Raw genomic sequence first — 24,020 nt, 5'->3', positions numbered from 1 at the left:
TCCTGTCGCCTAGAAGCTGTAACCGAGCCGGAACCACAGCTTCTCGGTATCGACGCCGAAAGCGTCTGCATCGTAATTCGCGTATTTGACTCCGGCGTCGAACAAGCTGAGCTTGAAGCTCAGTTCGCCGTCGATTTCGCTGCCGTATTTGACGCTGCCGATGTCGCTGCTGAAATCGTGATAGGCTGCGCCCAGTTTGATCCCGCCGAACAGTTTCACGGCCTTGCTGACAGAGACATATTTGTCCTCCAGCCCGGCAGGCGGCGTGCTAAGGAACAAGTCGGCCCATCCGTTGAATTTGTGCAAGGTCGCCAGGGGAGTCTGGAAGCGATTGCCAAGCCCGTCCGCGCCCAGTTTTTCATACCCGGCGGTAAGCCCGAAGCCCGCCAACGAAGCACCCACCGACCCGGCGAGGTAATCGACCGAGAAGGTGTTCGCGGTGGCCTTGTAATCTTTCTGCACTGCATAGCTTCCCGCAAGGTCGAGCGCGAACCTGTCTGCTAGCGGCAATTTTGCGGTGGCGCGGCCGCCATAGGTTGCAGACGAGGTCAGTGCGACCGGCTCTCCAGCGTCATAATCGAGCAGATAGGTGAAGCCTTTGAGCTTCACGGGGCCGACTTCCAGCCCGGCACCCAGTAAGATGAACTCGCCGTCAAATGCAGTGCGCGGCCCCGCGTCAACGCCGAAAATGGTCCGCTGGGAAATGGAATAGGTCCCTTCCAGCGTGAGCGGCTTGAGCGCAGTGACGCTGGCGCTGACCGCGTCGAAAGTCTGCTCGTTCTGGCGCCAACTGACGCTACCGACAAACCGCTGGTCATCGATATTTATGCGTTGCCGGCCAACCGTGACACTTCCGAAATCCTTGCGTGCATAGCGCAGTTGCAGCCGGTTCAGTTCGACGTTTTGCGGGTCGGCAACCACCGACCGGGTAACCTTGCCATTGGTCGTGCTGTTGTAATCATTGATAATCCCCAGCGTGCCCTCGCCTTCGACCAAAAAAGAGAAGCCGGTGTCGCTAGCAATTTCAATCCCGGACCGCAGCCGGACCGTCAGCGCATCGGCATCGGTGCTGGGCTGATCGACATGTTCGAACGATGTCCTGAGGTCGAACATCGGGTCGATCGTCAGCCCGCCGCCGACAGCAACCGGATCACCCGTTTTCGCTTGCACAAGGGACGGTACCGACAATGCAGCAAGCATGAATACGGCGCTGGGTAGAAATTTGCGTCTCGTCATATTGATCCCCGGTAGAAAATTGATCCCGTTGCCAGGCACCCTCTCAATGCTTTGTTTTCAAGCCACTTCCTTGGTGACTCCGTGTTCGTATTCGGCGAGAAAATGCAAAACTTCCTGCCGGTATGAGTAGAATTTCGGATGTTCGAGCAGGGCCTTGCGGTTGCGTGGCCGCGGCAAGTCGACTTCCAGAATTTTTCCGATTGTCGCGTTGGGACCGTTAGTCATCATCACCACCCGGTCCGCCAACAGGATGGCTTCATCAACGTCATGCGTGACCATGATGGCGGTGACTTTGGTGCGGTTCCACACTTCGACCAGCACATCCTGCAAATCCCAGCGGGTCAAACTGTCGAGCATGCCGAAGGGTTCATCGAGCAGCAGCAGTTTGGGTGACAGGGCAAAGGCACGCGCGATCCCGACCCGCTGGCGCATTCCGTTGGACATATCGGCGGCAAATTTGTCCATTGCATCGCCCAGGCCAACGCGGTCGAGATAATATTCCACGATCTCGCGGCGTTCGGTTTGGCTGGCGTGGGGATAGACCCGCTCCACCCCCAAGGCGACATTTTGCCGACCGGTCAGCCACGGCATCAGCGAGGGTGCCTGAAACACCACTGCCTTGTCCGGTCCGGCGAAATCGATTTCGCGGGCATCAAGCGCTATATTGCCGCCGCTGATTTCATTCAGGCCAGCAGCCATGGTCAACACAGTCGATTTGCCGCAACCCGAATGGCCGATCAGCGACACAAACTCACCCTGATCCATCAGCAGATTGACGTCCTCGACCACGGTCAGCGGCCCTTTCGGGGTGGGGTAGATTTTCTTGAGCTTGAAGAATTCGAGATAACGGGTGGTGTTGGGGCTCTGCGCTGCATCGACGTAGACCTGAGGGAGTTTCTTGCCCTTCCGCTCCCGAACTGCATGCAGGTCGATCGGAGTAACCATGGGTAATTCGCCTATGTCGCCGCCCGTAGTTTCAACCGAATTGTTGAGGTCGCCGAGGTAGCCGACAATGGCATTGCGCAGTGATTTGTACCCATCATCGTCATTCATCGCCTCACGGTCCCGCGGTCGCTCGATATCGACGTCGAAAATCTTGCCGATTGTGGCCGCAGGTGCAGGGGTCAGCACGGCGACCCGGTCCGCTAGCAACAGCGCCTCATCGACATCGTTGGTAACCAGTACGATGGTGCGCTTTTCATGTTTCCGGATACGTTCGATCTCGTCCTGCAATTTTGCGCGGGTCAGGGCATCGAGCGCGGAGAGCGGTTCGTCCATCAGCAGGATTTCCGGCTCCATCGCCAGCGCGCGAGCCACCGCGACCCGTTGCCGCATCCCGCCCGACAATTGCGCCGGCTTGCGGTCCATTGCGTGATCCAGACCGACCAGCTCGACCTTCTGCTTCACCAGCGCTGCGCGTTCGTCCTTGCTTTTGTCCTGGTGCACCGCATCAACAGCGAGCGCGACATTTGCGCCGACGGTCAGCCAAGGAAACAGCGAATAGCTCTGGAATACCAGTCCGCGGTCCTTGCCCGGCCCGTCACACGGCTCACCCTTGACCAGAATCTGGCCAGCATCGATGTCGGTTAGACCCGCGATTGCATTGATCAGCGTGGTCTTGCCGGCGCCAGAAAAACCGAGGATGGCGACAAATTCTCCGTCGGCGACGTCAAGGCTGACGTCTTTCAGCACATCGGAGCGCACGCCTTGTCCATCGACGAAGCTCTTGCTGACATTTTTCAGGGACAGGATTGGAAGGTTCATTTCTGCTTCCCTCAAATCGCGTGATTGCGGTTGGCAAAATCTTGCAACATCATCATGAGGCGATCGAGTAGGAAGCCGATCAGTCCAATGACGATGACCGCAAACATGATCCGGGCGAGCGACTGGCTCGATCCGTTCTGGAATTCGTCCCACACGAACTTGCCTAGGCCGGGGTTCTGCGCGAGCATTTCAGCCGCGATCAGGACCATCCAGCCGACACCCAGTGACAGACGCATGCCGGTGAAGATGTAAGGCAGAGCCGATGGCAGGACGAGTTTGGTCAGCTTGGCGAACCAGCCCAGTCGCAGCACTTTACCAACATTGAGCAAATCCTTGTCGATCGACGCGGTGCCGACGGTCGTGTTGATCAGAGTTGGCCATAGCGAACACAGCATGACCACTATGGCAGAGATGACAAAGGCCTTGGGCAAAGCGGGATCGGCGCTGGTTATCGTCGCGGAAATGACCATCGTCACGATCGGCAACCAGGCCAGTGGACTGACCGGTTTCATGATCTGGACCAGCGGATTGATCGCCGCATTAAAGGTCTTGGACAGGCCGCAAATAAGGCCGAGTGGCACCGCCACCAACGTTGCCAGGAAAAAACCCAGTGCGACCGTCTTTAGCGATGTCAGGATCTGGTCGAGGAAAGTTGGCGATCCGGAATATTCGAAATTCTGGACCGGCTGACTTGCAGCTATCGCAGCACTATTACGCGCGTCCTGCGCATCGTAGAATGCCGCCTTGTCCGCCTGAGTGGCCGCCCACTCGTCATATAGCGATACGCCCTGTTCCGCCACTTCCGCAGGTCCCGGCAGACTGCCGAGGGAAGTATCGACTTGCGGGGCCAACACTGCCCATAAGGCCAGGAAGGCCACGATTCCGAACAGGGGGACGGCGAGGGATTTGGCAATCCCGGCTAAATCCATGCTCGCAATCTTTGCGACCAGTGCAGACATACCCGTGCTGGTCGCTGGCGGTGCGACTGCCTGCGCCTTGACGACTTCTGCGCTGTTCACAGGAGATATCTTGGCTGCGTTCAATACAGGTTCGTTCGGGCTTGCCGCGGCGTCCGCACTGTCCAGAAACTTGGTAGCCATTTGTATTATCCTTCCGTCGTGCGGCGATCAGTTGCTGACGCCCGAGGCCGAGACCGTCTGACCCTTTTTCAGGCCGATCTTGAATTTGGCGAGATAGGCGTTGGGGGCTTTGCCATTATAGGTGATGCCGTCGATGAAGCCCGTTTGGTCACCCTTGTAACCGTCAGTTTCGGGTACTGAATTTGACGGGATAATCCTTTTTTCGACCAGCATGTTTGCAGCGGCGAGATAGAGGTCGGGCCGGTAGACTGATTTGGCAGTCTCAGCGTACCATGCGTCCGGGTGATCTTCGGAAATCTGGCCCCACCGACGCATCTGGGTGAGATACCAGATGGCATCGGAATAATAGGGATAGCCGGCGAATTTGCCGAAGAAGATGTTGAAGCCCGGCGCCGGGCGTGTGTCGCCCGGTGCAAAGGTGAATTGGCCGGTCATCGAAGCGCTGATTACTTCGGGGTCCGCCCCGACATAGTTGGACTGCGACAATATTTGCACCGCCTCGACACGGTTTTTACCATCGTCCGCATCAAGCCATTGCTGGGCCTTGATGATTGCCCGGAGCATGGCCGCGGTGGTGGCTGGATACTTTGCCGCGAAATCTTCGCGCAGGCCGAGCACCTTTTCGGGGTTGTCGTGCCAGATCTGGTCGTCGGTAATCACCGGGACGCCAATTTTTTTCTGCACTGCCGCCTGGTTCCATGGCTCACCCACGCAATATCCGTCGATGGTTCCTGCCTCCAGCGTGGAGGGCATTTGGGGCGGAGGAGTGACCGACAGGGCAGCCTCTGCGCCCACGGTCCCGCCGACATCGCCCGGAGTGTAATATCCGGGGTTCACCCCGCCCGCGGCGAGCCAGTAGCGCAACTCATAATTGTGGGTCGAAACCGGAAAGACCATGCCCATTTTGAAGGTCTTTCCCTGCTGCTTGTATCCGGCAATGACCGGCTTCAACGTGGAGGCGCTGATCGGATGGACCGGCTTGCCATCGGTGCCTTTCTTGAGGCCGGGCTCGATCTTGGCCCACACCTTGTTCGACAGCGTAATTGCATTGCCGTTGAGATCGAGCGACAGCGGCGCGATCAAATCGGCCTTGGTGCCATAACCAATCGTGGCCGCCAGCGGTTGGCCTGCCAGCATATGTGCAGCATCCAACTGGCCGCCAATCACCCCGTCGAGCAGCACTTTCCAATTAGCTTGCGGTTCGAGTGTGACATTAAGCCCTTCTTCCGCAAAGAATCCCTTTTCCTTGGCAATCGCCAACGGCGCCATGTCGGTCAGCTTGATGAAGCCCAGCTTCAGCACCGGCTTTTCGACGGCTCCATCGACCGATGGGGCCGCGATTGTGTCGCCTTCCTCGGCTGGCTTGCTGCCGCTGCAAGCGGATAGGGTGAAAGCGCAGGCGCTTAATATCAGGAAACTGCGGCGGCTCGATTTCATCATGGACCCCTTGAAATTCAACAAATGCGAATGCGGAAAGACCGACAAAAAAGAACACAAAAAAGCCGCCTCAAGCAGAAGCGGATTACGCTTGCTTGGGCGGCGACATTGCCTGTTCGATTGGATCGATCTGCTTTGGACCTGCCCCCCGTTGGACAGCCTCGGCAAAAATTTGTGTCAGGATATCTAGTCCTGACGCCCATTGGGTAACATCAATGCAAATTCAAAGGCAAGAGAAATATTGCACTGCAGCAAAACTAGGGGTTGGGAAGCGCGCTAAGGTATTTTTTTAATTGGGTTGGATCGAAAACCCGATGGTCGAAAAACGGGTCCGCCCCAAGAATTAGGCGTCCCTGCGAGGAGCCCGCGCCAAGCAACTGTGAGACGCCGCCTTCCACCTTGGCATTGGCGCCAGGGATCGGCGTATTGAGCCCGGTTAGTGCTTTGCGATACACATCGGGGCGAAAGACCTGCTCCGCCCGGGTCTGGTCTGCGGCATTGTAATCGAGATGATCCCAGCGCAGCATTTGCGAATAAATCCAAGCTGCCTGACTGACCCATGGGAAATTGGCCGCTTCCCGGTACTGGAACATGAAATCCGGAACATGGACCGGGTCGGTTCCACTGGCGAGCAGAAGCTGATCGGAAATGGCGCGAAGGATCAGCTTGGGCGAACCATCCAGATATTGGCTGCGGGCGAGCAGAGCTGCGTTGGTGTCCCAGTTACTTTGGTCGACAAAATGCTCTGCTGCCCGGTGTAGTGCGCGCACCATACGTTCGGCCAAATCGCGATTGCCCTCAAGCCTGTCGGCCGGCATTGCCAAAACTTTTTCTACGCCTCGTCGCCAGATTTGCGCGGTTACCAAAACAATCTGACCGACACCCCGCTCCACAGCGACGCTGTTCCACGGCTCGCCCACACAAATCGCATCCACTTCGGAGCTGGCCAAGGCATCGGCGGCAAAGGGTGGGGGAATAGTCACAATATCCACGTCACTGTCCGGAGCGATACCGCATTCCGACAGCCAATAGCGCAGCTTGTAATTATGGCTCGAATAGCGGTGCACCACACCAAATTTTACGCGCTCGCCCAGCGTAGCCCGGCGAGCAATTTCATCTTTAAGCCGCTTCCCCACGCTATAGGGTTCGCCCAGCAGGCCGGGTTCCGCCAACGCCGCAGCCAGCTTGAGCGACACCGTGATCGCATTCCCGTTGAGGCCCAGCACGAAGGGTACGGACACCGCCTTTGCAGGCCTGCCGCGGCCCAAAGTCGCTGCGATAGCCAGCGGCGCAAGCATGTGCGCCATATCGGTCTGGCCATATAGCAGCCTGTCGAGCACCGACGCCCAGCTCACATCGCGAATGAAGTTGAGATGCAAGCCTTCCTGTTCGGCAAAACCATGTTCCTGCGCCAGAATGGGCAGGGCTGCGTCAACCAGTGGCAGGAAGCCGATGTTTAGCTGATCCAAACTCATAGCCCGTCTCCCAATAATTGTTCGGCGGTGACTATCGCTTCCGCTATTTCGGCCATCCGGCGGTTGCTGTTCATCGCATGATCGCGCAGCAATTTATGGGCTTCCGGCTCGCTCAATCCGCGCTTCTGGATCAGTATTTTCTTGGCTTGGTCGATCACATTCCGTTCGGTCAGCGCGTCGCGGGCTTCCTTGAGTTCTGTCTGCAATCGTGAAAATGCCTGAAAGCGCCGGACCGCCAGATCCAGAATTGGCTTGATTCGCCGCTGCGACAATCCGTCGACAATATAGGCCGAAACTCCTGCATCGATGGCCGCGGTTAAGGTTTCGTCGTCGGACCGATCTACGAACATAGCGATTGGCCGCGAGACTGTTCGACTGACCGCAAAATACTCCTCCAGAACATCGCGTGAAGGATTGCCTAGATCTATCAGGACTACGTCCGGGGCGATTGTCTCGATTGCTTTCGCCATGCCCATGCGTTCGGATATGACAAAGACATCACGCTCCCCAACTTCGGCAAGCCCGTCTTCGATTATCGCCGCGCGAACGGGATTTTCATCGATGACGACAATGCGCAAGGGCGACTCCGGAAAAGGGGAGATTGAGCCGTACCTATAAACAAGTTTGTTCGCATGCGCAGCATAAAATTGGGTTGTAGGCGATCAATATATCTACATTGGACAAATGGTCATCGGATCATCCACTAATCGAAATACCCGACTGAAATGCTGCCCTTTCGCTTCCGGCCCAATAGCGTACAGCCAACCATTATGACTTGCCTCGCACGGTTTTGATGATGGCATGCATAGCAAGCAGTGGAGAAAATCAGTCTCTGCGACAACTCATTCGACGAAATCTTACAATTTCGAGCCATGATTGGACCGTCTGCAGTGTCTGGCGGTAGGCAAAGCGGGCCCAGATCAGCCGCGAGAAGCCCAGCACCATCGAGAACAGCCACACGATCTGGACCTTGTCCGGCATGTCGCTGAAGCGCACCTGGAACTGGGCAAAATCAACCTGCCCCTGATGGCCAGGCGGCGTCTCGAAGCGCACCACAAAGGCGCGCCCGCCGCCCGGCGGCCGCAGCTCTCGTACAACATCACGCACCGTGCCGTACCCACCTTCATAACCACGCTCGGTGATCTCGCGCATCAGGCGCTGCGCAGTAAGGCCAGGATAGGCATCAAGGCGCTGCTGCAGATATTCAACATGCCCATCGATCAACCGCTTTCGCGGTTGTCGCGGCCCGTAAACCGGAATGCCGACATCCTTGGCGAGGTACTTTCGCACGGTCTTGCGGTCGATCCCCAGTTGGCGGGCGATCGCTGAGATCTTCAGTCCCTGGCGGTATAAGTCCAGAATCATAATCAATTCCCCAAATTTCTTCATCGCGGCCGCACCTCCTTGCAGGAGATACTTGCCCCAATTTTTCCATTTTCATGCTGTCCGGGGCGCGCCCCGGACAGCATGAAGCCAAATGAAGTGGGGAATATTCAATTGTCACAACTGGGGCAGATTACTCTGTCAGCGACTCCCATACGGGCCCGCAGCACAAAAAGCTGCACCAGGAGGCCGGACAGATGGCAGCATCCGACTACGTGCCAAATCTCTCAAAAAAACGCTTGCATCCTTAGGGGCGTCCACAGATGGAAAGCGGACGATCAGAATATCAGCAAGTAGTTAGAAGCAATTAGACACGAGCCCCGGCCAGTGGCAGGTTTGCAGCGGCAATCCGGGAGCAAGGGTAAGCCATGTCAAAAAAGCGGATAGTTGTCGGAGCAATCGTCGTCTTGCTGGTCGGGCTCCTCGCAGGGCTATTCTGGTTTGATTCCCAATTCGAGGAGCCGGAAGCAAAATTGGTGTCATCCATTGCAGAAGAGACCGGAGCAAAATCAGTGCTCGCCATTTTTGCGCATCCCGACGACGAACAGCTCGTTACTGGCCTTTTGATTCGCGCGCGAGAGACAGACGGAGCGGTAACAAGGATGATTACCGCTACTAAGGGTGAAGCAGGTACGCCGCTGCCGCAAATTAGCAGAGTTGAAGAACTCGGGATCATCCGTCACGCAGAGCTTCTAAAAAATGGCTATGCGTTGGGCGTTAAAGAGCAGTTGGTTTGGGACTATCCGGATGGCGGTTTGGCCGATGCCGACTTCGAGGAATATGTTGCTCGGCTTGAAAAGCAGATGTTAATTTGGAAACCTGATTTGATTGTTACGTTTTGGCCGGAAAGCGGCTTTTCCGATCATTCAGATCATAAAACTGCCGGACGCGCCGCAACCGAGGCTGTCCGTAGGCTAAGAGCAATTGATCCAACAACCGCACCTAAAAGCATAGCCTATATTTTGGCAGCACGTTCCATGATGTAGCGCTTCGGCGGCGAAATTGGAATGAAGGTGGTTGAGAACCAACCCGCTCCGACGCATTCCATGCCCGGCGAAGGTTGGGCCAAAATAAGAGGATGGGACATTCACGCATCACAAAAAGACTATGTGCAAAAAACTTATGGATTCCCGCCCTTCATAATTCACCGCATATACGACAAAGAACATTATCACGTTAAAGTATTCTAAGGATTGTTGCCTGTTTTCTGGGCGTACAGCGGACATCAGGACAGTTCGCGTGAATATCTGCTATTGGGTCGCTAGCTGAATGGTGGCTTTTGGGGTTCGCCCTTCTTAAACCAGACCGCCCACAGCCGGTTTAACAACGGCCCCTTAGGGTGTGCATCTACAGTGTCCGCCTGTCCGCTAGACCGAGCCGATTTTCCCATCAATTAACGAAGGCTGCTTCGATTATTGGGCGGGCATGACCAGGGCAACCTTTTACCGTGGTGCTTACATTTTGGGCCTTCTAAGTTCGGCATCCCCAGTTCTTGGTATGTCTGCAATCGACACGATCTGGTGAAAGGCGACCTGTCTTCGAATTGTCAGGTAGTCGCCATGCAAAACTCCCCACTCCCGCTCCGGGCTTGCCCCTCCGATCCAGCGCTTCGCGCCATGTTTGAGGCACGCAAGCGGGTCTTCGTCGATCTTCTTAAATGGGATATTCCTGTCTTAGATGGCACGTACGAGATCGATCAGTTCGATACGCCTGATGCGAGCTATTTGGTGCTGACCGACGGGGAAGGCCGTCATCGCGCTTCAGCGCGCCTTTTGCGGACAGACCGTGCTCACATTCTCGGAGAGCTATTTCCTTTTCTGTGCGATGGTCCGGTGCCCTCACAAATCGACTTTCGCGAGATCACCCGTTTTTGCATTGAACCCACGCTCTCGCGGGTTGATCGCCGCGCCGCGCGCGACGAACTTGTGACGGCGCTCGCCGACCATGCACTGGCGAGCGGCCTGTCGGGCTATACGGCCGTCGCCAATAGAGCTTGGTCCCGCCAAATCGAAAATTTTGACTGGCAATGCCGCACCCTTGGAAGCGGCTGCAGGATTGATGGCGAGGACCTTGTCGCTCTGCAGATCGACATAGATTGCGAGACGCCGGACGATCTCGCTCGTGGCGGTATCTATCGAAAAGGCGCCTACCGCGTCGCCGAGGCGGCGCCGGAGTTGGTGTCGTGAGAGATCTCAACCCTAAACATTGGCTCGAACGGCTGCAGACGGATGGCTATTGCATCATTCCGGACCTGCTCCCTGAGAGCAGCATCGCCGCGCTCGATGCAGATCTTGAGCAGGATTTTGCCGAAGCCCCTTTGGGTCAAGGCGATTTCTACGGGTTTCGTACCAAGCGATTCGGTAGTCTGCTGCGCCGCTCACCGTGGGCCTGCGACCTTGTCCTACAACCTCTGATCCTTTCGCTGGCCCGAGAAATCCTCGGCAAGGCGTGCGACCGAATTCAGCTCAATGTTGCCCAGGCAATCGCCATTCACCCAGGCGAGATCGAACAGTTTCCCCATTGCGATCACGACATGTGGGCTGGTGCCAAAGGCGAACACGAATATCTGCTCAACGTCATCTGGCCGCTGACCGATTTCACCTCATCCAACGGTGCTACCCGCATATATCCAGGAACTCATAAGAGTCCTGTCGAAAGTCTCGATCAGCTCGGCGATGCGGTTGTCGCGGAAAGCAGCCCAGGTGATGCGATCTGCTTTCTCGGATCGACTGTACATGGCGCTGGACCAAACTTGACCGAGGGCGTGCGCCGCGGCGTTGTGATCGGCTACAGTCTTGGTTGGCTCAAGCCTTACGAAAATCTCTGGCTGGCCTATCCGCCAGAAATCGCGCGAAGTTTTCCACCCGAACTTGCCGAATTGGCAGGCTATGCGCAGCACCGACCCAATCTCGGGAACTACGAAGGTCAGTGTCCATCTATTCTGCTTCGCAACCATGTAGCCGATTATCCGCAGGCTACCGATGCGCTTCGGCCCGACCAGCTGGCGGCCGTCCGTGAATTTGCGGAAGCTCGTCGCCCTAAGAAATGAGCCCTGCACACGTCTTGGAGCCGACCTATCGCCGTCTGAAAAGGGCATTGATGGAAGGCACCTGGCCGATAGGCCAGAAGCTCGAAGCGATGCGATTGGCAGACGAGTTCGGTGTCAGCATGACGCCTGTGCGAGACAGCCTCAACCAACTTGTCGGCGAAGGTCTTGTCGATCTGACTCCAGGCGAGGGGTACCGGGTCACGCTCCTGACCGAACAGTCGTTGCGAGACATGCTGGCAGTAAATGCTCTTCTCCTGGAAAGCGTAGTCGATCCAGTACCGCAGAAAATCGACGAAGATGATCTAACTGGACCGATCGACACGTACGCTGACCGCGTTGGCGATGTTTTTTCGATTTTTGCATTGGGTTCGGAAAACAGGTTTCTAAGGCAGACCGTCGACCTGATTAGCGACCGATTGCACATCGTTAGAAGTCTAGAGCCCGACGTCCTGCCAAACGCTCTGGAGGCGCTCGCGGAGCTGGAGAGCAATGCTTGGGCAACTCCATCGAAGCGCGTCCAAGCTCTAAGGCGCTATCATGACCAATGCATGGCGAACGTCTCGCGGCTGATTGCGATGCTCGCAGAACAAGGATCGGCCTGAGATGCGCAAGCCATCGCTCCGGAAGCGTATGCTTCAAGCCTGTTCGGAGCCATTCAGGATATTGACCAGATGCTCATTCCAATCGTTGAGCGCTTCTCTCTTCTCGTTTTTCCAGTCGTGACGTTGGTAGATTCCTGCAACACCTGCTCGTGAACCACTGACATGGTTCAGGACTGCCTCTGTAACCTCGAAGCGAACGCCGAGGCGCTGGAAGTTGGTCGCAAGCGTGCGCCGAAGATCGTGCAGGCGCCAAGGTAGCAATGGCTCACCAAGCCTTTCCTCTATTAGACCGTCCAGTTTCTTCTTGCCCTTGGCGTATCCGGTAAAGCCTGCCCCGCTTGACGTTGCAAAAACGCGTCCTTTCTTCGGCCAGTTCGCGCCGCCCGCCTGTCGGTCAAGCTCGGCAACGGCAAGTTCGTTCAGCGGGATCGCGTTTGGTTCATTATTCTTTGTTCGTGAACCTGGCAGCGTCCAAAACCGGTCTTTCCGATCAACCTCCTGCCAATGTATTCCTGAAACTTCTTCGCGGCGTTGCCCTGTTGCGATGAGCAAACGGACAATTGGACCGAAGCATCGACAGCAATCGGGAGCTGCCTCCCAGATGTGTCGCAGTTCCTCGTCCCGCAGCCAACGATCCCGCGGCCTTACCGGCGGCGGCGCTTCCATTCCTTCCATAGGGCTGCGCTCGATATCGCCTCGACTGACGGCCCATCGGAACAGGCGCCGCATCACCGCAAAGACATTCCGGCGATTGGCAACCTGCTGCTCGGGCATATTGTCCAGGACGGCTACGATGTCCGGCCTCGAAATTCGGGGAAGCGGCTTTTTTCCGATAACCGGTTCAAGGTAAAGCCGGATGACGCGTTCAACGAGCCTCGCCCAGCCAACACCCTTGCAGGACCGAGCGAAATGCGACGCATAGTTGTCGAATGCGAGATCGACGGCTTCGCGGCGCCTCTGCTTATCATCGTCTACAGGGTCGATACCTTGCGCAACTAGTAACTGAAGGCGCTCCGCCTCCACTCTCGCTGTCGTCGGTGTCCACGGCGACCCGTGCGCCCCGATAGTATAGCGTCTTGTTCGAGCTTCACGGCCGCCCATTCGGAACTGCAGCACATAGGATATCGAGCCGGCTGGAGTGATTTTCGCACCGAATCCTTTGAGGTCCGTATCCCAAAGGAGCTGGCTCGAGCTGCTCGGCTCGAGCGCATCTATCGATTTTTTCGTGATTTTTCCTGTTGCCATCCTAAACCTCGTGTCCCTTTTCTGGCAATCACCGGGCAATCACGCAAGCGGAAAAAGGGGCGAAATGGAGGCAATTCTAGCGTAAGGTGAATCTGCTAAGTACATTGTTTTACAATGATTTCGTACTTTAGCGTCGTCTGAATCGAAAGTACCACACTTCGTGGCCGAGCCGCCGGGCCTTCTTCTCGTAGCGGGTTTCGGTCCAGCCGCCGGGGCGGGTCTGGAAGTCCTTCGGACCGGTAATTAGCCATTCGAATTGCTGTGTATGGCGGCGCATCACCATCAGGGCGTGGCGCAGATAGATGGGGTGATCGGTACCGAAGCGAAACTCCCCGCCCGGTTTCAGCTTGGCGGCGATCATGTCGAGCGGGCCGTCGTTCATCATCCGCCGCTTGGCGTGCCGCGCCTTTTTCCACGGGTCGGGGTGCAGCAGATAGACGAAGGACAGAGCGCCGTCGGGGATCCGCGCAAGCACCTCAAGCGCGTCGCCCATGTGCAGCCGGACGTTGGTCAGTCCGAGATCACGGACGTGCCCGAGAGCGCCGACCATCCCGTTGACGAAGGGCTCAGCGCCGATGAAGGCATGATCGGGCAGCATGTCGGCCCGCGCGGCCAGATGCTCGCCGGCGCCCATGCCGATTTCGAAGTGGAGCGGTGCTTCGCGCCCGAACAGTGCCTGGCAGGTGACTGGCCCCTCCTCCGGCACGCTCAGGGCGGGCAGAAGGGTATCGAGCAGCTCCTGCTGCCCCTGACGCAGGGTGCGGCCCTGCGTGCGCCCGTACAGGCGGTTCAAAGTGGTCGGATCACCCGGCTTGTTCGCTGTCATGCGTGCGCAGCTAACGAAAAACCGCTCCGAGGCAAGGCCTGGAGCGGTCTTATCTTTCCGAACTAGATCTTCGGAGAGGAAATTCTCAGGCAGCTTCGGCCTTGGCGTCCGGATCGCGCAGCACATAGCCGCGGCCCCAGACGGTTTCGATGTAGTTTTCGCCGCTGCATGCATGCGACAGTTTCTTGCGCAGCTTGCAGATGAACACGTCGATGATCTTGAGTTCCGGTTCGTCCATCCCGCCGTACAGGTGATTAAGGAACATTTCCTTGGTCAGCGTGGTCGCCTTGCGCAGGCTGAGCAGTTCCAGCATCGCATATTCCTTGCCGGTCAGATGCACACGGGCTCCGTCCACTTCGACCGTCTTGGCGTCGAGATTGACCGCCAGCTTGCCGGTGCGGATGACCGACTGAGAATGGCCCTTGGACCGGCGAACCACGGCATGGATGCGGGCGACGAGTTCTTCGCGGTGGAACGGCTTGGTCACATAATCGTCCGCCCCGAAACCGAAGCTGCGGATCTTGCTGTCCATTTCGGCGATGCCCGAAAGGATCAGGACCGGCGTCTGCACCTTGGCGACGCGCAGTTTCTTCAGCACGTCGTAGCCGTGCATGTCGGGCAGATTGAGATCGAGCAGGATTATATCGTAATCATACAACTTGCCCAGATCGAGGCCTTCTTCGCCCAAGTCGGTAGAATAGACATTGAAGCCTTCGGTCGTCAGCATCAGCTCGATCGCCTTGGCGGTCGTCGGCTCGTCTTCGATCAGCAGTACACGCATGGGAAAGTCCCCCTAAACCCGAAATCCCTGGCCCCAGGCCGAATGGCCAGTAACCCCCTATCAAGAGATATTGACCGATATTAACCACACAACTTCTGAACAGAAAAGGTTAATTAACCGTAAACCGAGCGAAGCCGGCGAGTCGGTTAAGTTGTTTTGCCGCTTTGCGGGGCCTCCTCGACGCCGACCAGCGGACCGCAAGCGCGACCGCGCGGCGGGCGGTCAGCCCGCCCCCTCGGAGGCAAGAGCAAAGCGAACTGGCCGTGAGAGAAAACTAACGGATTCCCGCCATCTTCTTCTGCCGCCGCCGCTGTACGCTGCTGCCGATGCCCATCGCCTCGCGGTATTTGGCCACCGTTCGCCGGGCCAGATCGAACCCTTCGGCCTTGAGCAGCTCGACCAATTTATCGTCGGACAGAATCTTTCCGGGATCTTCCGCATCGATCATGCCCTTGATCCGCGCCTTCACCGCTTCCGAGGACGCGCCGCCCTCGCCATCCGCGTCCGCGCCGACGCCGCTGGTGAAGAAATATTTCAGTTCGAACGTGCCGCGGTCGCAATGGAGATATTTGTTGCTGGTCACCCGGCTGACGGTGCTTTCATGCATTTCGATCGCTTCGGCCACAGTGCGCAGCGTGAGCGGCCGCAATTCCGAGACCCCGCGACGAAAGAAACCGTCCTGCTGTTTCACAATTTCAGCCGACACTTTCAGGATTGTCTTCTGCCGCTGGTCGAGCGCCTTGATCAGCCAGTTTGCATCGCCCAGGCGTTCCTGCAACCAGGCTTTGGATTCCTTGTCGGTGCTGCCCTTGCGCAATTCCAGATAGTAATTCCGGTTGACCACCAGCCGCGGCAGGGTCGCCTCGTTGAGCGAAATCTTCCAGCCGTCCGACAAATCCTGCTCGATCAACACATCGGGAACCACTGCGCTGCCTTCGCTGGACCCGAATTGCAGGCCGGGGCGCGGATCATAGGTCCTGAGTTCCGCCAGCATGTCGGAAAAATCTTCGTCGTCGACGTCGCACATCCGCCGCAATTGCTCGAACGCGCCCTTGGCGATCAGGTCCAGGTTGTCGATCAAACGCGCCATGCAGGGATCGTATCGATCCGCATCCCGCGCCTGCAGAGCAAGGCATTCCGCCAGGTTGCGCGCGCCCACCCCGGCCGGTTCCAGCGAATGGACTACCGCCAGTGCGCGTTCGACTTCCGGCACCGGCACGTCCAGCTCCAGCGCCACTTCGTGCTCGTTCATCGTCAGATAGCCGGCATCGTCGATCTGGCCGATCAGGTATCGGGCAATGAATTCCTCCCGCGTGTCGCCCGCTGCCGGTCCGACCTGCGCGTTGAGATGATCCGCCAGGCTGATTGCCCCGCCGCCGCGTTCGTCAATCGACGGGCCTTCTGCCCCGATCGACTGGCTACCTCCGCTGCCCCATTCACCGTCCCCCGTATCGCGGTCGCGGTCGAGAGTTTCGGCAGCGATATCGAGGGGACGGTCGGTTTCGCCGTTGCCCGCGGCCATCAAGGTGTCCGCCGACGCATCTTCACGCGGGCCTTCGGGAATATCGTCCGGATTGCCGGCCTCTCGGCTGACCTCGCCCGCTTCGAGCAGCGGATTGGATTCCAGCGCTTCGCCGATGAAGGCTTCGATCTCGAGGTTGGACAGCGCCAGCAGTTTGATCGCCTGCTGCAATTGCGGGGTCATCACCAGCGATTGCGATTGCCGCAAGTCCAGGCGCGGGCCCAATGCCATTATTCAGGTTCCGACGGGAAAAGGCTCTGGAAGCTTCGCATGTCTCACAGGGTGAATCCTTCGCCGAGGTACAGGCGGCGGACATTCTCATCGGCCACAAGATCCTGCGGAGTGCCGGAAAAGAGAACCTGACCGCCGTAGATGATGCAGGCACGGTCGACGATATCCAGTGTTTCGCGGACGTTGTGATCGGTAATCAGCACACCGATTCCGCGGTCCCTGAGATCGATTACCAGATCACGAATGTCGCTGATCGACAGCGGATCGATCCCGGCAAAGGGCTCGTCCAGCAGCATGATCGAAGGTTTGGCGGCCAGCGCCCGCGCGATTTCACACCGGCGGCGTTCCCCGCCCGACAGAGCCATTGCAGCGGAGGTGCGAAGACGTTGCAGGCCAAATTCATCCAGCAGCCGCTCCAGCTCGGCCGCGCGGGTGTCCTTGTCCGGCTCGACCATTTCCAGAACGCAATTGATATTCTGTTCCACCGTCATTCCGCGAAAGATGCTGGTTTCCTGCGGTAGATAGCCCAGGCCCAGGATCGCCCGGCGATACATCGGCAGGCAGGTTACATCCTCCCCGTCCATCAGGATGCGGCCCGAGTCGGGGCGCACCAACCCCATGATCGAATAGAAGCAGGTGGTCTTGCCCGCGCCATTGGGACCGAGCAGCCCAAGGACTTCGCCTTTGCCCACTGTCAGGGAAATATCCGTCAGCACAGCGCGCTTGTCATAGGACTTGGCGATCGACACGACTTCCAGCCCGCCCTGCGGAATGGGTGCTGATGCGGCAGCCGGGGAATGCACCGATGCCGGGCCCGATTCGGGAGATTGAAGGGCGTTCGAAGACGCGTCGTTATTTTCCAGGGCCGTCATTATCCACTCATGTAGCAGCGCTGCGCCGACAAAAAACCCCTCTACGTAGAATTTTGGCAGGCTTTGTGCATGACGGCAACGAATGTGCGAGCAACGCGCGTCTTTCCGGCTTTGTTGCAACAATGTTACCGGATTTGACTGTTGCGCGAAGGTTTGAGATACTTCCCGTGGGCAATAGGGTGAGGATGTTGAGATGGGCCAGATTGTGGATAAGGTTTCGCACGCCAAGCGCGCCGCCACGGCAAGAAAATGCGACTGGCGCAGGGGCATGAGCAATAATGTGGCCTATGCCTTGTTGGTCTATACCGGATTACAGATTTTCGTGACCGTAGCCGCGATGGAACGCGGCGCCGGATCGATCCTTCCCTACTTCGCGCTGGTGGTCCTGGTGGCGGCAATAATTCCCGCCTGCCGCTTCTTTGAACGCCGTTGGATCGGTCTGAGCGATGAGGCCGCAGCTGACAGGTCGCTCGCTCCCGCCTATCGCCGCGATCAGCTGGGGCTTTGGGCCCTGGCGATCGGACTGCCGTTTGGACTGACTGCGCTGTTCAAGACAATCGCTGCCGTTTGACGCCAACAGGCCGCATATTGGCGCCAGTCGTTGCACGGCGGTTGGCCCTGCCCTAGGGGCGGCGCATGTCCGACACCCCGATGCATCCATGATTGACGCGACCATCGCTCAAGACCGCTGCGCGCAGTTGCTGGGCGCAGCCAAGCGGCACGGCGCGACATCCGCCGACGCTGTCGCCAGCGCCAGTTCTTCCGAATCTGTCTCGGTCCGGCTGGGCAAGCTCGAAGACGTCGAGCGGTCCGAAAGCGAGGAGATATCCCTGCGCGTGTTCGTGGGCCGGAGATCCGCCTCGATCAGCACCAGCGATTTCTCCGCGGCCGCGTTCGAGGAACTCGCCGAGCGGGCCGCTGCCATGGCGGGCGCTGCGCCGGAAGATCCCTATGCCGGGATCGCCGAACCGGAATTGCTCGCGCGCGCTCCGTTCCCCGATCTCGAGCTCGAAGACGCGTCCGAACCCGGACCCAGCAGCCTGCGCGCCATGGCTGAGGAAACCGAGGACGCGGCGCGCGCTGTCGCCGGTGTCACCAACAGTGAAGGGGGCAGCGCCAGCTTCGGCCGCTCGGTCGCGGCGCTGGTGACCAGCAACGGCTTCGTCGGCGCCTATGGGGCTACCAGCCACTCGCTCAGCGCCAGCGTGATCGCGGGCGAGGGCGGGAATATGCAGCGTGATTACGCCTACCGGACGATGCGGTTCGCGCAGGACCTGCCGCCGCCGGCGGAGATCGGCGCGCGCGCCGGGGCAAGGGCGGTCGCGCGGCTGAACCCGGACGGGCTACGCAGCGGCCCAATGCCAGTGGTGTTCGATCCGCGCGTCGGGGCGAGTCTCATAGGGCATCTGCTCGGTGCCATATCCGGCACCGCAATTGCGCGCCGGTCCAGCTTCCTGCTTGGCCGGCTGGAGGAGGAGCTGTTTCCGCAGGGCTTGCGCATTATCGATAATCCGCACCGGCCGCGCGGTCTGCGCTCCCGTCCCTTCGACGGCGAAGGTCTGCCAACCGCGCCGCGGACGCTCGTCGAAGGAGGCAGGCTGACGGGGTGGCTGACGAATCTTTCCGCCGCCCGCCAGCTCGGCATCGATCCTACCGGCCACGGCGCGCGCGGCGGCAGCGGCGCACCGGGCATATCGGCCACCAACGTCCACCTCGAAGCGGGCACCGTCAGCCGGGCCGAACTGATCGCCGATATCGGCGACGGAGTGCTGGTGACCGAGCTTTCCGGGCAGGGGGTCAATCCGGTCACCGGAGACTACAGCCGCGGTGCGTCGGGCTTCCGGATTGTGGGCGGCGAACTGGCCGGGCCGGTATCCGAGTTCACCATTGCCGGGAACCTTCTGGCCATGATGGCCGCTTTGACAGCAGCGGACGATCTCGAAACGCACCGCGCGATCAATGTACCAACCCTCAGGATCGAGGGGATGGTGGTAGCAGGGGATTAGGAATGGCAGTTATGCTGCGAACAGCAATGGCCCTCGTGCTGTTGCTCGCCCCGGCAGTGACCGCGCCAGCTGCTGCCCTGATCCCGGGCGCGGCGGAATCCCCTGCACCAGCCGCCGCGCCCGAACCGCAGATCGCCAGCACCGCCGAAGCCGGTTCGGACGAGCGGATCGCGGCCCGAATTACCGACATATTCAGCCAGTTGCCGTCGCTGTCGCAGATCCGCGTTTCTGTCAGCGAAGGCGTCGTGACCCTTACCGGCTCCGCTGCCGATTCGGAGGCGATCGAACGTGCAGAGACGATTGCGAGCCGGGTCGACGGTGTCGTGACTGTGGAGAACGATCTGGAACGCGATGTATCGGTCGATTCGAATCTCGGAGCACTGGGAAACCTGTCCGACCGGTTTGACGGCTTTGTAGCGATGCTGCCACTGATCGGCGCGGCGGCTGCTGTTGCGCTGGTGATCGGCCTGATCGGCTATCTCATCGCGGGTATCGGCTCCTTGTGGCGCAGAATTGCCCCGAACAGCTTTCTTGCCGAGCTGATCGCCACCGCCATCCGGTTCGTGTTCGTGGTCGGCGGCTTGGTCATTGCGCTGGACATGATCGGTGCGGGCGCGCTGCTGGGCGCGGTCCTGGGCGGTGCCGGCCTCGTCGGGGTCGCGCTCGGCTTTGCGATGCGCGAGACCATCGAGAACTATGTCGCGTCCCTGATGCTGTCGCTGCGCCAGCCGTTTCGCGCCAACGACCATGTCGTGATCGACGATTTGGAGGGCCGGGTCATCCGCCTGACCAGCCGGGCGACCATCCTGATGACCATGGACGGCAACCATCTGCGCATCCCCAATTCCACCGTGTTCAAGGCGGTGATCCTGAATTACACCCGCAATCCCCAGCGCCGGTTCGAATTTGAACTCGGGATCGATGCCGCCGACGATGCCGGGGAGGCCCGGAGGCTGGGTGTCGAAGTCCTGTCCCACCTATCCTTTGTACTCGGAGACCCGCCGCCCTTTGCTGCGGTCGAACAGGTCGGCGATTCCAATATCGTGATTCGTTTCTTTGCCTGGATCGATCAGCAGAAAACCGATTTTCTGAAAGCCCGCAGCGAAGCGATCCCTGCAGTCAAGGATGCTCTGGAAGAAGCCGGCTTCGCCTTGCCCGAACCGATTTACCGCCTGCGTTTTGACGCGGGAACGCCGCTGCCCATCGGTTCGGCGCAGATCACCGAAGCATCGGAACCGCGGCGAACCACCGGGCCGGGACGCAAGAAGATCCCGCTGGCAAAAGACGCGGCGGAGCAAAGCAGAGCCGATGTCGCGCCGGACCACGACGTCGAGCAGATGGTCGATGCGGAGCGATCTTCGGCCACCACCGATCAGGACCTGCTCGATTCGAGCCGCCCCGTGGAATAGGCCCTGTCTGCGCCTATTCGGCCTTCTTCGCTTCGGCGGCCCGCTCGATCGCTTCCATCAGGACCTGACGCGCTTCGGCGGCGTCGCCCCATTGGCCGACCCGAACCCATTTCTCGGCTTCCAGGTCTTTGTAATGGGTGAAGAAATGTTCGATCTGCTGCAGCACGATCGATGGCAGATCGCCGCGTTCGCCGACGTCGGAATAATAGGGGAAGGTGGTGTCCACCGGCACGCAGATCAGCTTTTCATCGCCGCCGTGCTCGTCTTCCAGATTGAGCACGCCGATCGGCCGGGCACGGACAACGCATCCGGCGATGAACGGCGAACGCGCGATCACCAGCGCATCCAGCGGATCGCCGTCGGGTGACAGGGTGTGGGGGATGAAGCCGTAATTGGCGGGATACCGCATCGGCGTGTGCAAAATCCGGTCGACGAACAGCGCGCCGGAAGCCTTGTCGAATTCGTATTTCACCGGCTCGCCGCCCGACGGCACTTCGATGATGACGTTCAGGCTTTCGGGCGGATTATCGCCGATCGGGATCATGTCGATGTTCATGAGGCGGCTCTCTAGACCCGGCACGGCACCCCGCCAAGACTAATTTTGCTGCACTGCAATAAAGTCGCCGCGTGGTCGCAGGCATTGCAGGAGGGGCAGGGACCATTTAAGCGCGCGGACATCATGGCAACCAACACACCTCAGGCAATCCGCGGCACACAGGACATTTTCGGCGCCGATGCGGAAGCTTTCGCTTTCGTGGTCGAAACCTTCGAACGGGTGCGCAAGCTGTACCGATTCCGCCGCGCCGAAATGCCGGTATTCGAAAGGACCGAAGTGTTCGCGCGGTCGATCGGCGAGACGACCGATGTGGTGTCGAAGGAGATGTATTCCTTCGAGGATCGCGGCGGCGAATCCCTGACCCTGAGGCCCGAGTTTACCGCCGGGATATGCCGCGCCTACCTCACCAACGGCTGGCAGCAACACGCGCCGCTGAAGCTGGCGACGCACGGTCCGCTGTTCCGCTACGAACGCCCGCAGAAAGGCCGTTACCGCCAGTTCCACCAGCTGGACGCCGAAATCATTGGTGCGGGCGAGCCTCAGGCTGATGTCGAATTGCTGGCGATGGCGGACCAACTGCTCAAGGAACTGGGCATTGCCGACGGAGTAACGCTGCAGCTCAACACGCTCGGCGATGCGGACAGCCGCGAGGCGTGGCGTTCTGCGCTGGTGGAATATTTTCGGGATGTGCGGGGTGAACTCTCGGAGGATTCGCAGGAGCGGCTCGAGAAGAATCCGTTGCGGATTCTCGACAGCAAGGACCGCCGTGATCAGGCCTTCGTTGCGGGCGCGCCGCAGATCGACGATTTCCTGAGCGCCGAGGCGCAGGATTTCTTCGCGGCGGTGACGAGCGGGCTGGACGCTGCCGGAGTGTTATGGACCCGCAACTCGGCGCTCGTCCGCGGCCTCGATTATTACCGCCACACCGCGTTCGAATTCGTCACCGACCGTCTGGGCGCGCAAGGCACCGTGCTGGGCGGCGGGCGCTATGATGGGCTGATGGAAAGCCTCGGCGGACCGCCAACTCCTGCGGTCGGCTGGGCGGCTGGGATTGAGCGGCTGGCGATGCTGGTGGGGGAGCGGGAAGAAGCATCTCCGTCTGTAGCAGTCGTTTGGGGGGGAGAGGTTGAGGCAACAAAGGTCCTTGCTCAACGCATTTGTGCGAATTTTCGTAAAGCTGCGATTTCTGCGGAACTCGTTGCTACAGGTTCGTCGAAGAAGCGGTTCGACAAGGCCAATAAGCTCCAACCGCAGCATTTCGTGCTGGTTGATGAGTCAAGCGACCCCGCGATGATCGCTGATGTTCGTATTAAGGTTCGAGTGTTCGGCGACTACGAAGTGGCAAGCGACCAAATTGTCCCCGTAATTGACGCAATGAAAAAGATTGGACAACCGAAACTAATTAGCTCGGACCGTTACGAATGGTTGGGTAGAATATTGCCTCATAGCCGATGACCATCTCCGCCGAACGTCTGCACCACATCACCAACCGATTTGCGGAGCTTGAGGCGCGGATGGCTTCAGGGACGCTGGAGGGTGAGGCCTTTGTGCAGGCGAGCCGGGACTATTCGGAGCTTGAGCCGATTGCGAAGATTGCAAACGAGATCCGCGACATGCGGCTCGAGATCGCGGAACTCGGGGCAATGTCCGACGACCCGGAAATGAAGGCAATGGCGGAGGAGGAACTGGCAGCCCTGCGCGCTGCATTGCCCGAAGCCGAACGTGCGCTAGCCATCGCCATGCTGCCACGCGACAGCGCCGATGCGCGGCCTGCCATGCTGGAAATCCGCGCCGGGACCGGCGGCGACGAAGCGGGCCTGTTCGCCGCCGATTTGTTCCGGATGTATGAGAAATACGCCGCCGAACAGGGCTGGAAGGTCGAAACCGTCAGCCTCAGCGCGTCCGATGTCGGGGGCTTCAAGGAAGTGGTCGCCAACATCCGCGGCACGGGCGTGTTCGCCAAGCTGAAATTCGAAAGCGGGGTCCACCGCGTGCAGCGGGTGCCGGTGACCGAAAGCGGCGGCCGGATTCACACCTCGGCCGCGACTGTTGCCGTCCTTCCGGAACCGGACGAGGTCGATGTCCAGATCGATCCGAACGACCTCAAAATCGATATCTACCGCGCCAGCGGCGCCGGCGGCCAGCATGTCAACACCACCGACAGCGCCGTGCGGCTGACGCATATCCCCACCGGCCTGGTGGTGATCCAGCAGGACCAGCGCAGCCAGCACAAGAACAAGGACAAGGCGATGCAGGTGCTGCGCACGCGCCTCTACGATCTCAAACGCGCCGAAGCGCACGGCGCAGAGGCCGAAGCGCGCAAGGCGATGGTCGGTAGCGGCGACCGGTCCGAACGCATCCGCACCTATAATTTCCCGCAGGGCCGCGTCACCGATCACCGGATCGGACTGACGCTGCACAAGCTCGATGAAGTGCTGGCCGGGCCGGGGCTGGGCGAACTGGTCGACGCGCTGAGCGCCGAGGATGAGGCCAAGCGCCTCGCCTCGCTCGATAGCCGAGACTGAG

22 protein-coding genes are annotated in these 24,020 nt (G+C 59.2%); 9 read left to right on the top strand and 13 right to left on the bottom strand.

What is annotated here, in order from left to right:
- Positions 1-9 precede the first annotated feature (9 nt).
- The 7 genes from U0988_RS04780 to U0988_RS04750 form a co-directional block, all read right to left on the bottom strand.
- The gene (locus U0988_RS04780) at positions 10-1,170 is read right to left on the bottom strand and encodes an alginate export family protein (RefSeq protein ID WP_322291497.1); all 1,161 of its coding nucleotides are present in this window, start codon (positions 1,168-1,170) and stop codon (positions 10-12) included.
- Between the two features lie 123 nt (positions 1,171-1,293).
- On the bottom strand, positions 1,294-3,000 hold the full coding sequence (locus U0988_RS04775; RefSeq protein WP_322291496.1) for a nitrate ABC transporter ATP-binding protein: 1,707 nt from the start codon (positions 2,998-3,000) through the stop codon (positions 1,294-1,296).
- 11 nt (positions 3,001-3,011) lie between these two features.
- A complete protein-coding gene (locus tag U0988_RS04770; protein ID WP_322291495.1) occupies positions 3,012-4,100 on the bottom strand; it encodes an ABC transporter permease in 1,089 nt (362 codons plus the stop codon).
- Between the two features lie 27 nt (positions 4,101-4,127).
- A complete protein-coding gene (locus U0988_RS04765; RefSeq protein ID WP_322291494.1) occupies positions 4,128-5,540 on the bottom strand; it encodes a CmpA/NrtA family ABC transporter substrate-binding protein in 1,413 nt (470 codons plus the stop codon).
- 254 nt (positions 5,541-5,794) lie between these two features.
- Positions 5,795-7,012 carry an ABC transporter substrate-binding protein gene (locus tag U0988_RS04760; protein WP_322291493.1) on the bottom strand — a complete coding sequence of 406 codons (1,218 nt, stop codon included), beginning with the start codon at positions 7,010-7,012 and terminating at the stop codon, positions 5,795-5,797.
- A complete protein-coding gene (locus U0988_RS04755; protein WP_322291492.1) occupies positions 7,009-7,590 on the bottom strand; it encodes an ANTAR domain-containing response regulator in 582 nt (193 codons plus the stop codon). The genes U0988_RS04760 and U0988_RS04755 overlap by 4 nt, the downstream gene beginning before the upstream one ends.
- A gap of 247 nt (positions 7,591-7,837) precedes the next feature.
- Entirely contained in the window at positions 7,838-8,401 is a 564-nt protein-coding gene (locus tag U0988_RS04750) for a helix-turn-helix domain-containing protein (RefSeq protein WP_322291491.1), read from the bottom strand.
- A gap of 362 nt (positions 8,402-8,763) precedes the next feature.
- Between U0988_RS04750 and U0988_RS04745 the strand changes: the two genes are divergently transcribed.
- The 4 genes from U0988_RS04745 (at position 8,764) to U0988_RS04730 (ending at position 12,046) form a co-directional block, all read left to right on the top strand.
- Positions 8,764-9,381: a PIG-L family deacetylase gene (locus tag U0988_RS04745; RefSeq protein ID WP_322291490.1), complete on the top strand. Its 618-nt coding sequence runs from the start codon at positions 8,764-8,766 to the stop codon at positions 9,379-9,381.
- Positions 9,382-10,011: 630 nt separating this feature from the next.
- Positions 10,012-10,581 (top strand): acyl-homoserine-lactone synthase, encoded by a 570-nt coding sequence (locus tag U0988_RS04740; RefSeq protein ID WP_322291489.1) that lies wholly within the window; start codon positions 10,012-10,014, stop codon positions 10,579-10,581.
- Complete coding sequence (locus U0988_RS04735; protein WP_322291488.1) at positions 10,578-11,444, top strand: phytanoyl-CoA dioxygenase family protein; 867 nt, start codon at positions 10,578-10,580, stop codon at positions 11,442-11,444. Before U0988_RS04740 ends, U0988_RS04735 begins: the two co-directional genes overlap by 4 nt.
- The gene (locus U0988_RS04730; RefSeq protein ID WP_322291487.1) at positions 11,441-12,046 is read left to right on the top strand and encodes a GntR family transcriptional regulator; all 606 of its coding nucleotides are present in this window, start codon (positions 11,441-11,443) and stop codon (positions 12,044-12,046) included. The genes U0988_RS04735 and U0988_RS04730 overlap by 4 nt, the downstream gene beginning before the upstream one ends.
- Before the next feature lie 33 nt (positions 12,047-12,079).
- Here U0988_RS04730 and U0988_RS04725 read toward each other — a convergent pair whose 3' ends face one another.
- From U0988_RS04725 to lptB, 5 genes are all read right to left on the bottom strand, one after another.
- On the bottom strand, positions 12,080-13,291 hold the full coding sequence (locus U0988_RS04725; protein WP_322291486.1) for a site-specific integrase: 1,212 nt from the start codon (positions 13,289-13,291) through the stop codon (positions 12,080-12,082).
- A gap of 127 nt (positions 13,292-13,418) precedes the next feature.
- Complete coding sequence (trmB, locus tag U0988_RS04720; protein ID WP_322291485.1) at positions 13,419-14,117, bottom strand: tRNA (guanine(46)-N(7))-methyltransferase TrmB; 699 nt, start codon at positions 14,115-14,117, stop codon at positions 13,419-13,421.
- Between the two features lie 85 nt (positions 14,118-14,202).
- A complete protein-coding gene (ctrA, locus tag U0988_RS04715; RefSeq protein WP_322291484.1) occupies positions 14,203-14,898 on the bottom strand; it encodes a response regulator transcription factor CtrA in 696 nt (231 codons plus the stop codon).
- A 274-nt stretch (positions 14,899-15,172) separates the two neighbouring features.
- Positions 15,173-16,651 carry an RNA polymerase factor sigma-54 gene (gene rpoN / locus U0988_RS04710; RefSeq protein ID WP_322291483.1) on the bottom strand — a complete coding sequence of 493 codons (1,479 nt, stop codon included), beginning with the start codon at positions 16,649-16,651 and terminating at the stop codon, positions 15,173-15,175.
- A gap of 44 nt (positions 16,652-16,695) precedes the next feature.
- The gene (gene lptB, locus U0988_RS04705) at positions 16,696-17,523 is read right to left on the bottom strand and encodes an LPS export ABC transporter ATP-binding protein (protein WP_322291482.1); all 828 of its coding nucleotides are present in this window, start codon (positions 17,521-17,523) and stop codon (positions 16,696-16,698) included.
- A 268-nt stretch (positions 17,524-17,791) separates the two neighbouring features.
- Between lptB and U0988_RS04700 the strand changes: the two genes are divergently transcribed.
- The 3 genes from U0988_RS04700 to U0988_RS04690 all read left to right on the top strand — a co-directional run bounded on the left by U0988_RS04700 (position 17,792) and on the right by U0988_RS04690 (position 20,938).
- Positions 17,792-18,094, top strand: a complete 303-nt coding sequence (locus tag U0988_RS04700) for a hypothetical protein (protein WP_322291481.1) — start codon at positions 17,792-17,794, stop codon at positions 18,092-18,094.
- An 88-nt stretch (positions 18,095-18,182) separates the two neighbouring features.
- Positions 18,183-19,529: a TldD/PmbA family protein gene (locus tag U0988_RS04695; protein WP_322291480.1), complete on the top strand. Its 1,347-nt coding sequence runs from the start codon at positions 18,183-18,185 to the stop codon at positions 19,527-19,529.
- An 11-nt stretch (positions 19,530-19,540) separates the two neighbouring features.
- Entirely contained in the window at positions 19,541-20,938 is a 1,398-nt protein-coding gene (locus tag U0988_RS04690) for a mechanosensitive ion channel family protein (protein WP_322291479.1), read from the top strand.
- Between the two features lie 13 nt (positions 20,939-20,951).
- Here U0988_RS04690 and ppa read toward each other — a convergent pair whose 3' ends face one another.
- Positions 20,952-21,494: an inorganic diphosphatase gene (gene ppa, locus U0988_RS04685; protein WP_322291506.1), complete on the bottom strand. Its 543-nt coding sequence runs from the start codon at positions 21,492-21,494 to the stop codon at positions 20,952-20,954.
- A 123-nt stretch (positions 21,495-21,617) separates the two neighbouring features.
- Here ppa and hisS point away from each other — a divergent pair, with 123 nt between their 5' ends.
- Together hisS and prfA are read left to right on the top strand one after the other, a co-directional pair.
- Positions 21,618-22,949 (top strand): histidine--tRNA ligase, encoded by a 1,332-nt coding sequence (gene hisS / locus U0988_RS04680; protein WP_322291478.1) that lies wholly within the window; start codon positions 21,618-21,620, stop codon positions 22,947-22,949.
- Complete coding sequence (gene prfA / locus U0988_RS04675; RefSeq protein ID WP_322291477.1) at positions 22,946-24,019, top strand: peptide chain release factor 1; 1,074 nt, start codon at positions 22,946-22,948, stop codon at positions 24,017-24,019. The genes hisS and prfA overlap by 4 nt, the downstream gene beginning before the upstream one ends.
- The last annotated feature ends 1 nt before the right edge of the window (position 24,020 follow it).

The sequence above is a fragment of the Allopontixanthobacter sp. genome, from assembly GCF_034376665.1.
Taxonomy (GTDB): Bacteria; Pseudomonadota; Alphaproteobacteria; order Sphingomonadales; family Sphingomonadaceae; genus Allopontixanthobacter.
The sequence above is the reverse complement of the archived record's forward strand: the minus strand, read 5'-3'. Positions and strand labels throughout refer to the sequence as shown.